The organism is Variovorax sp. CF313 (assembly GCF_000282635.1).
Classification (GTDB): Bacteria; Pseudomonadota; Gammaproteobacteria; order Burkholderiales; family Burkholderiaceae_C; genus Variovorax.
In genome coordinates, this window is record NZ_AKIW01000037.1 from 42464 (window position 1) to 50684 (window position 8221).

An 8221-nucleotide genomic window follows, 5' to 3' on the forward strand; every position below is an offset into this window, starting at 1 on the left:
CAGAAAGAACCGAGACATGAAACGCCGTGAACTCCTCCTTGCCTCCGTGCCGGCGCTCGCTGACGCCGCCTTGCCCTCATGGAGCGTTGCGCAGCCTGCCTACCCGAGCGCACCCATCAAGGTGCTGGTGGGCTTTCCGCCCGGCACGGCAACCGACGTGGCGGTGCGCGCCGTCGCGGATCAGATGGGCAAGCGCATGGGCCAGCCCTTCATCGTGGACAACCGGCCTGGCGCCGGCAGCAACATCGCCGCCAAGGCCGTGGCCACGGCGCCGCCCGATGGCTACACCGTGTTCGCGATCACGATCGCCAACGTCATCAACGCCGCGTTCCCCGTCGCCAATGCGGTGGATCCGCTGAAGGACTTCAAGCCCATCACGCTGATCGGGAACGTGCCCAATGTGCTGGTGGTGCATCCCTCGCTCAAGGTGTCGAGCGTGGCCGAACTCATCGCGCTCGCCAAGGCCAGGCCCGGCGCGTTGTCCTTTGCCTCGTCGGGCGTCGGCACTTCGCCGCACCTGTCGGGCGAACTGTTCGCACGCATGGCCGGCATCACGATGGTTCATGTGCCCTACAAGGGAAGCACGCCCGCGGTGACCGACCTGCTCGGCGGCCAGGTGCAGCTCATGTTCGCGCCAGCCTCCACGGTGCTGCCGCACGTGCGCGCGAACAAGCTGGTGGCGCTGGCCGTCACCAGCCCGCGCCGGACCTCGATTGCGCCGGAACTGCACACGCTCGACGAGCTGGGCTTGAAGGGCTTCGACACCTCGGTGTGGATGGGCTTGATGGCACCGGCACGCACGCCCGCCGACGTGATCGCCGCGCTGCGCACCGCGGCCCATGCGGCGCTCGATTCGAGCGAGATCCAGGCGATTTACAAGGCCCAGGCCATCGACGTCCTGAAGACCAGCGACGGGGAACTGTCCCGCTTTCTGCAGGCCGAGGGCGCGCGATGGTCGAAGTTCATCCAGCAGACGGGCATCAAGCCCGAGTGAAAACAGAATTTTTCAAAGGAATAGCCACATGTCCAAACTGCATGCCAGCGAGTGCCGCGACTTCATCGCCGCGGTGACCGAGAAAGCCGCGGAAATGGGAGTGCCCATCTCCGTCGCCATCGTCGGGCCCGAGGGCCACCTGATCGCGCTCGAGCGCATGGACGACGCGGGCTTCATCACCCCCGACACGGCCCGCGCCAAGGCGTTCACCGTGGCCGCCTTCCGCTCGATGAGCCCGCGTTTCAGCGACGGCCTGGTCATTCAGCAGTGGTTCAAGGAGCGCAACCCGCAGATGCTGGTCAACGCCTCGGTCTTCACCAACGGCCAGGTGGTCGCCTCGGGCGGCTGCGCGCCCGTGTTCAAGGGCAACGAGATGGTCGGCGCCTACGGCATCAGCGGTGCGACGGGCGACCAGGACGAGGAGATCGGCCAGCATGCCCGCGCGAAGGTGGGCTGGGCCCACATGCCGGTCGATGACACGACACCCGAGAGCGTGAAGAAGCACGTGAACGAGATCTACAGCAAGGTCGGCCTGAAGGATCGCGCCCTCTGAGCAGCGTGCGGGGCTGCCGAGCCTGCCCGCGCAGTTTTTTCACCAGATATCTAACGGCCCGCCGCGTGCGGGCAACGGAGAACCCATGCCTTCCCAATCCGCGGTGCTGGCCGAAGCGGCCGACGCGCTCTGGCGCGCCGCCCAGACCGGGCACTTCATTCCACCCTTGAGAGCCACCTATGCCGGCCTCGATGCGGCCGACGCCTACGCCATCCAGCGGATGAACACCGAGCGCAAACTGGTTGAAGGCCGCCGCGTGGTCGGCTGCAAGATCGGCCTCACGGCACGCGCCGTCCAGGCGCAGCTTGGCGTCGACCAGCCCGATTTCGGCGTGCTGTTCGATGACATGAGCTTCGGCGACGCAGAGCCGATTCCCATGCAGCGGCTTCATCAGCCGAAGGTCGAGGCGGAAATTGCTTTCGTGCTCGGCCGGGACCTCGACATGGCCAACCCCGGGCACGCCGACGTGATCAAGGCCGTGGACCATGTCCTTCCGGCCATCGAGATCGTGGGCAGCCGCATCGCGGGCTGGGACATTCGGTTCGTCGACACGGTCGCCGACAACGCATCCTCCGGCGCCTTCGTCCTGGGCGGATCTCCGCGGCTTCTGAGAGAGATCGATCTCCGGCTGTGCGGCATGGTCATGACCCGGCGCGGCGAGCCGGTGTCGGTGGGTGCAGGTGCGGCATGCCTGGGCCATCCGATCAATGCGGTGGCCTGGCTGGCCCGCACCATGGCCGCGCTCGGCCAGCCGCTGCGCGCCGGCGACCTAGTGCTGTCGGGCGCGCTCGGCCCGATGGTGGCGGCCGTACCCGGTGACGTGTTCGAAACCCGCATCAACGGCCTCGGAAGCCTCAAGGCCGTGTTCGAAGTCGCTGCCACCGCGAAGGAATCCCAATGAGCCAGGTACACGAATTCGCGCATCTGCTGGACGACGCGGCCCGCCATGGCAGGGCCGTGCCGCAGATCGATCCGAAGGGCGAGCTCTCGCTGGCCGAAGCTTATGCGATCCAGTCGGCATCCATGGAGCTTCGCGTGGCACGGGGCGAGCGCCGCGTCGGCGTGAAGATGGGTTTCACGAGCCGCGCCAAGATGGTCCAGATGGGCATCAACGACGTGATCTGGGGGCGCCTGTCGAGTGGCATGCAGGTGGAGGAGGGCACGCCGGTGAAGTTCGCGCGCTTCGTGCATCCGCGTGTCGAACCGGAGCTGGCCTTCGTGCTGAAGAAGCCGCTGGCCGGCGAGGTCACCGCGGCCGAGGCGCTCGCCGCGGTCGAAGCCGTGGCGCCGGCGCTCGAGATCATCGACTCGCGCTACCAGGACTTCAAGTTCAGCCCGCCCGACGTGATTGCGGACAACGCCTCGTCGAGCGGCTACGTGATCGGCGCCTGGAGCGACCCGCACCAGGATTTCAGCAACCTGGGCCTGACGATGAGCGTCGACGGGCGCGTGGTGCAGGTCGGTTCCACCGCCGCCATCCTGGGCCACCCGCTGCGCTCGCTGGTCGCCGCGGCACGCCTCTCGGCGGCAGCCGGCGAGCCGCTGCAGGCCGGCTGGGTGGTGATGGCGGGCGGCGCCACGCCCGCCGAATGGGTGAAGCCGGGCCAGTACATCTCGATCGAGATGGAGCGCCTCGGAAGCGCCGGCTTCCACGTCGGGGAGTGAACCGTGCCCATTGCCTTGATCAAGATCATCGAGGGGCGCAGCCCCGAGAAGAAGCGCCGGCTGATAGAGAGCGTTTCGCGGGCCATGGCGGAGAGCCTCGAGATGCCGATCGACGCGGTACGGGTTCTTCTGCACGAGTACCCATCGGGCCACTGGGGACGCGGGGGGCGCCTCGTGTCCGACATCCAGGCGGAAGCCGCCTCCGAATCACCCAATGTACAGGTCGCCGACGCGACGGCCAAGCTGCTCGCCAACTGAAAGAAGCCACGTGATGAACAAACTGAAGGTCGCCATCATCGGGCCGGGCAACATCGGCACCGACCTGATGATCAAGGTCATGCGCAACAGCAAGCACCTCGAGATGGGTGCGATGGTCGGGGTCGACCCGAAGTCCGATGGCCTGGCCCGCGCCGAGCGCCTAGGCATTGCCACCACGGCGGAGGGCATCGAAGGGCTGGTTCGGCTCGGCGTGTTCCGCGACATCGACATCGTGTTCGACGCCACTTCGGCCGGTGCCCACGCGCATCACAACGAGGTGCTGCAGGCCCATGGCGTGCAGGTCATCGACCTGACACCTGCTGCCATCGGCCCCTACGTGATCCCCGCGATCAACCTCGACGCCGAGAACGCCAGCAACATGAACATGGTGACCTGCGGCGGGCAGGCGACCATTCCGATGGTGGCCGCCGTATCGCGCGTGGCCAGGGTGCACTATGCCGAGATCGTGGCATCGATATCGAGCAAGAGCGCCGGCCCCGGCACGCGCGCCAACATCGACGAGTTCACCGAAACCACCCGGGCCGCGATCGAGAAGCTCGGCGGCGCGGAGCGCGGCAAGGCGATCATCGTGCTGAACCCGGCGGAGCCGCCGCTGATCATGCGCGACACGGTGTTCGTGCTGTCCGAAGCGGCCGACCAGGCGGCGGTGGAAGCCAGCATCGCGCAGATGGTGGCGAGTGTGCAGGCCTACGTGCCTGGCTACCGCCTGAAGCAGCGCGTGCAGTTCGACATGATCCCAGCCGACCGGCCGCTCAACGTGCCCAGGCTCGGGTTGCGCCACGGGCTCAAGACCTCGGTGTACCTCGAGGTCGAAGGCGCCGCGCACTACCTGCCGGCCTACGCCGGAAACCTCGACATCATGACCTCGGCCGCGCTCGCGTGTGCGGACCTGATGGCACAACGACGCATCGCCAGCGGCATTGCCCGCGGCCTGAAGGAGTTCGCATGACCGCCGGAAAGAAGCTCTACATCAGCGACGTCACCCTGCGCGACGGCAGCCACGCCGTGCGCCACCAGTACAGCATCGCCAACGTCAAGGCCATCTCCGCGGCACTGGACGCCGCTGGCGTCGACAGCATCGAAGTCGCGCACGGCGACGGGCTGGAAGGCTCCAGTTTCAACTACGGCTTCGGTGCGCATACGGATGTCGAATGGATCGCAGCCGTGGCCGAAACGGTGAAGACCGCCAAGGTCGCCACCCTGCTGTTGCCCGGCATCGGCACCACGCACGACCTACGCAATGCCTACGATGCGGGCGCGCGCATCGTGCGCGTCGCAACTCACTGCACCGAGGCCGACGTGTCGCGCCAGCATCTGGAATACGCCCGCGAGCTCGGCATGGACCCGGTCGGCTTCCTGATGATGAGCCACATGACCACGCCGAGGAAGCTGGCCGAACAGGCGCTCGTGATGGAAAGCTACGGCGCTAGCTGCGTTTACGTGGTCGACTCCGGCGGCGCGCTGGGCATGGACGACGTGCGGGACCGGTTCCGCGCGTTCAAGGAGGTGCTGAGACCCGATACGCAGACCGGCATCCATGCACACCACAACCTGAGCCTTGGCGTGGCAAACTCCATCGTTGCAGTGGAAGAAGGCTGCGACCGCATCGACGCCAGCCTGGCCGGCATGGGCGCCGGTGCCGGCAACGCGCCGCTCGAGGTGTTCATCGCGGCGGCCGAGCGCCAGGGCTGGCGCCACGGCACCGATCTCTACAAGCTGATGGACGCGGCCGACGACCTGGTGCGCCCGCTGCAGGACCGCCCGGTGCGTGTGGACCGCGAGACGCTGGCGTTGGGCTATGCGGGCGTGTATTCAAGCTTCCTGCGCCATGCCGAAGCGGCCGCGAAGAAGTACGGCCTCAAGACCGTCGACATCCTGGTCGAACTGGGCGCGCGCAAGATGGTAGGCGGCCAGGAGGACATGATCGTGGATGTGGCGCTCGACCTGCTTCGGCGGTTCGGACACGAGCGTGTGCATGCAGTGGAGGAGGATTGCAGGGAGCAGTCCACCAAGAGCGGCGCGCTCCCATCTCAGCCTCACGAGACCAAGGATGACTTCGTCGGGCGGATACCTCGAACTTTCGCCGCGATGGGGTCATCCGGACACTAGCAATTTTGCGTACTGAAAGGCAACTCTGGGAGGGCTGCTGACCTTGCCGCAGTGCCCAGAAACGGTGGTCGGTCGAATGCCTGTTGTTGGATATTGCCAACAAGTTCGACCGAACGCCGTAAGCACGCGGTGAGCCTTGCCTTGTATCGGTAGTTCTCACATCGGCGCATTCGTTGATTGTGTAGACGTTTCTGTCGGAATTGCTTCGAGCCGAAGAAGGAATCAATTCCGATGAGCACGATGCTCGCACGATGGCTTGAGACGGGGAGGCAAGGCGAGCGCCCCAACGATTTCGCGTGCGGCAGCCGGTGGCTAAAGAACAGAGGTATCGATTACCACTTGCCCTGGCGGCATTGCGCGCTCGGCGGCTTCAAGGTCGGCCCGTAACTCTCGCAGGAGGGTTAGAGATTGGAGCTTCCCGAACTCTGCCCGGCTTGTCGCCATGATGCGCTTTTCCAGCTCCGCGAAAGGAGTACGCAGCTGAACAAATATGGTGCTGCCGCCGACGGCCTTTACAACATCTGTGACCCGATTGTGAAAACCCGCGGCGACCGTAGGTTCTGGTGCAAAAGTGAAGCTCAAGGAGCGTTGGGCCGCGGCTGCCTCACGCATCACGTCAAGCCACATTTGCTCCCGCAGCCTGACGAATTGATCCGTGCCGAAAGGAAACACCGAGGCTACGGCATCGACAATCAGGTGATTGTGGAAAACTGGCAAACCGGTGATTCGGCTAAGCTCTTTCGCAATCGTCAGCTTGCCAGAGGCGGGGGGCCATAGATGAAAACAAGCTTCATGGCATCTCATGTGTCAAACGTGGAGCCTTTCCTTTGGGTTCTGCTGGGGGCGATGAAACGTTTGCAGCAATACTTGAAGGTCAGCCTGTAGCCGGATTTTACCGGGCGGGACGAAGGACCGGTCTTGGCCAATGCGTGTCATCGTACCTGGCAGAGCGGCGGCGCTGCAATGAAACGGCACAATGTGCCTATGCCAAATATCGCCTCGATACTCAAAGCCGAGATCTCCCGCGTTGCTCGCAAAGAAGTGCGAACCGAGATCGAAACGCTCAAGAAAGCATCTGTCGCGTATCGCTCATCGATTGCCGAACTGCGTCGCCAATTGAATGCGCTCGAGAAGGAGCTGCGTCGTCTTGCGAAGGTAGCAGCACGCACCGCAGCAGCGCCTGCTTCGGACAATGAAGCGACAGCAGGCACGAAGCGCCGATTCAGCGCAGCCAGGTTAGCGGCACATCGCGCAAGGCTTGGACTTTCTGCGGCGAGCTATGGGCAGCTGGTGGGCGTTTCGGGGCAGACGATCTATCACTGGGAACAGGGCAAGGCTCGGCCGCGGGCCGCACAACTCGAAAGTCTTGCGGCGGTGCGGGACTTCGGCGCACGCGAAATTGCGGAGCGCCTTACCACGCGATAGCGCTGCAGCAAGAATAGGGCGGCAGGATTTGAACCGGCGCGACCCAATAGCCCATCAGCAGATTTGCATTCAGTGGCCGTAGATCTGGGCCCACTCGCATTTATCGACCTTGCTTACATCGGGTCACCCGTCCGCGCGCTCTTGTCCGCCTCGGGCGATGAGTTCAGAAAAGACGCTGGCAGAGGTCAACCAGGTCTTCATGACGACCCCACCGGAAACCCAAAGGGCTCTGAATGGGGAAACACGCATGCAGTTAAGCTCCGACTCATGCCTGAAATCACCAAAAGCGATATCGACTTCATTGCCGACGTACTTGTCGAAACTGGTAAGAGCGAGATCATGCCAAGATTCAGACGGCTATCCTCTGTTGACACTCGTCGCAAATCCTCCGCATTTGACGTGGTGACAGAAGCCGACGAAGCCGCTGAAGACGCGATCATCGCTTGTCTAAGTCAACGGTTCGGAGGCGCTGCATTCGTAGGCGAGGAGTCTGTTGAGAAGGAGCCGGGATTGTTTGGCGCGCTGGGCTCCGCCCCTCTAGCTTTCGTCATCGATCCACTGGATGGAACGCGCAATTTTTCCGCCGGCGTCCCACTTTTCGGACTGATGATTGCGGCCGTGTCAAACGGCAAAGTCATTGCCGGCGTGATCCATGATCCAGTAGGAGGAGTTACCGCCCATGCGGTGCTTGGGAATGGGGCAACACTCGTCGACCCCGGGGGGAGCCTCAGAGCGCTGCAGGTCGCCGGATCGGTCCCACTCTCGGAAATGGAGGGCATTGCCGGCACGAACTTCTTGCCAGAGCCACTGCGGTCGCGTGTGAACTCGAACCTCTCCAAAGTCGGTACGACCAATTGGTTTCGCTGTGCTGCGCATGAATACGTGCTCGCCGCATCTGGTCATTGTCATTTCCTCTTTTACAACAAGCTCATGCCGTGGGATCACGCAGCTGGTTGGCTTCTGCACCAGGAGGCCGGAGGGTATAGCGCCCATTTTGACGGGGAACCGTATCGAGCGAATCGGATGACCGGTGGCCTGTTGTGTGCCCCGGACCATCAGACATGGTTGTCCCTTCGCGAAGCGCTATTGTCGGAGTGACGATCACCGGACAAATCACTGCGATTCCCGGTTCAACCACCTCGCCTTCGTTAACTGCGAGCGCTCCGAGGCCGCTAGCTGTGAAGCGTCAAGAGGTT

At 64.0% G+C, this 8221-nt stretch carries 10 protein-coding genes; 9 read left to right on the top strand and 1 reads right to left on the bottom strand.

Translation table 11 applies throughout. The annotated features are described in order from the left end of the window. Positions 1-16: 16 nt before the first annotated feature. The 7 genes from PMI12_RS12090 to dmpG all read left to right on the top strand — a co-directional run bounded on the left by PMI12_RS12090 (position 17) and on the right by dmpG (position 5600). Positions 17-994 carry a tripartite tricarboxylate transporter substrate binding protein gene (locus PMI12_RS12090; protein ID WP_007832547.1) on the top strand — a complete coding sequence of 326 codons (978 nt, stop codon included), beginning with the start codon at positions 17-19 and terminating at the stop codon, positions 992-994. 28 nt (positions 995-1022) lie between these two features. Further along, positions 1023-1547 carry a GlcG/HbpS family heme-binding protein gene (locus PMI12_RS12095; RefSeq protein ID WP_007832549.1) on the top strand — a complete coding sequence of 175 codons (525 nt, stop codon included), beginning with the start codon at positions 1023-1025 and terminating at the stop codon, positions 1545-1547. 85 nt (positions 1548-1632) lie between these two features. Further along, entirely contained in the window at positions 1633-2448 is an 816-nt protein-coding gene (gene mhpD, locus PMI12_RS12100; RefSeq protein ID WP_007832551.1) for a 2-keto-4-pentenoate hydratase, read from the top strand. After that, positions 2445-3212 (top strand): 2-keto-4-pentenoate hydratase, encoded by a 768-nt coding sequence (locus tag PMI12_RS12105; RefSeq protein ID WP_007832553.1) that lies wholly within the window; start codon positions 2445-2447, stop codon positions 3210-3212. The genes mhpD and PMI12_RS12105 overlap by 4 nt, the downstream gene beginning before the upstream one ends. A 3-nt stretch (positions 3213-3215) precedes the next feature. Then, the gene (locus PMI12_RS12110) at positions 3216-3470 is read left to right on the top strand and encodes a 2-hydroxymuconate tautomerase family protein (RefSeq protein WP_007832555.1); all 255 of its coding nucleotides are present in this window, start codon (positions 3216-3218) and stop codon (positions 3468-3470) included. Positions 3471-3483: 13 nt separating this feature from the next. After that, positions 3484-4440, top strand: a complete 957-nt coding sequence (locus PMI12_RS12115; RefSeq protein ID WP_007832557.1) for an acetaldehyde dehydrogenase (acetylating) — start codon at positions 3484-3486, stop codon at positions 4438-4440. Further along, the gene (gene dmpG / locus PMI12_RS12120; protein WP_007832559.1) at positions 4437-5600 is read left to right on the top strand and encodes a 4-hydroxy-2-oxovalerate aldolase; all 1164 of its coding nucleotides are present in this window, start codon (positions 4437-4439) and stop codon (positions 5598-5600) included. The genes PMI12_RS12115 and dmpG overlap by 4 nt, the downstream gene beginning before the upstream one ends. A gap of 312 nt (positions 5601-5912) precedes the next feature. Here the strand turns inward: dmpG and PMI12_RS12125 are convergent, their stop codons facing one another. After that, positions 5913-6404 carry a shikimate kinase gene (locus tag PMI12_RS12125; protein WP_202801677.1) on the bottom strand — a complete coding sequence of 164 codons (492 nt, stop codon included), beginning with the start codon at positions 6402-6404 and terminating at the stop codon, positions 5913-5915. Between the two features lie 180 nt (positions 6405-6584). Here PMI12_RS12125 and PMI12_RS28160 point away from each other — a divergent pair, with 180 nt between their 5' ends. Then, positions 6585-7025, top strand: a complete 441-nt coding sequence (locus PMI12_RS28160) for a helix-turn-helix domain-containing protein (RefSeq protein ID WP_081502646.1) — start codon at positions 6585-6587, stop codon at positions 7023-7025. 267 nt (positions 7026-7292) lie between these two features. Next, entirely contained in the window at positions 7293-8123 is an 831-nt protein-coding gene (locus PMI12_RS28165) for an inositol monophosphatase family protein (protein WP_157632184.1), read from the top strand. The last annotated feature ends 98 nt before the right edge of the window (positions 8124-8221 follow it).

Bases quoted from the DNA above. Each gene is read 5' to 3' on its own strand.
- PMI12_RS12125 (WP_202801677.1), bottom strand. From the start codon at position 6,404: ATGAGATGCCATGAAGCTTGTTTTCATCTATGGCCCCCCGCCTCTGGC.
- PMI12_RS12105 (WP_007832553.1), top strand. From the start codon at position 2,445: ATGAGCCAGGTACACGAATTCGCGCATCTGCTGGACGACGCGGCCCGC.
- PMI12_RS12090 (WP_007832547.1), top strand. From the start codon at position 17: ATGAAACGCCGTGAACTCCTCCTTGCCTCCGTGCCGGCGCTCGCTGAC.
- PMI12_RS28160 (WP_081502646.1), top strand. From the start codon at position 6,585: ATGCCAAATATCGCCTCGATACTCAAAGCCGAGATCTCCCGCGTTGCT.
- dmpG (WP_007832559.1), top strand. From the start codon at position 4,437: ATGACCGCCGGAAAGAAGCTCTACATCAGCGACGTCACCCTGCGCGAC.
- PMI12_RS28165 (WP_157632184.1), top strand. From the start codon at position 7,293: ATGCCTGAAATCACCAAAAGCGATATCGACTTCATTGCCGACGTACTT.
- mhpD (WP_007832551.1), top strand. From the start codon at position 1,633: ATGCCTTCCCAATCCGCGGTGCTGGCCGAAGCGGCCGACGCGCTCTGG.
- PMI12_RS12095 (WP_007832549.1), top strand. From the start codon at position 1,023: ATGTCCAAACTGCATGCCAGCGAGTGCCGCGACTTCATCGCCGCGGTG.
- PMI12_RS12115 (WP_007832557.1), top strand. From the start codon at position 3,484: ATGAACAAACTGAAGGTCGCCATCATCGGGCCGGGCAACATCGGCACC.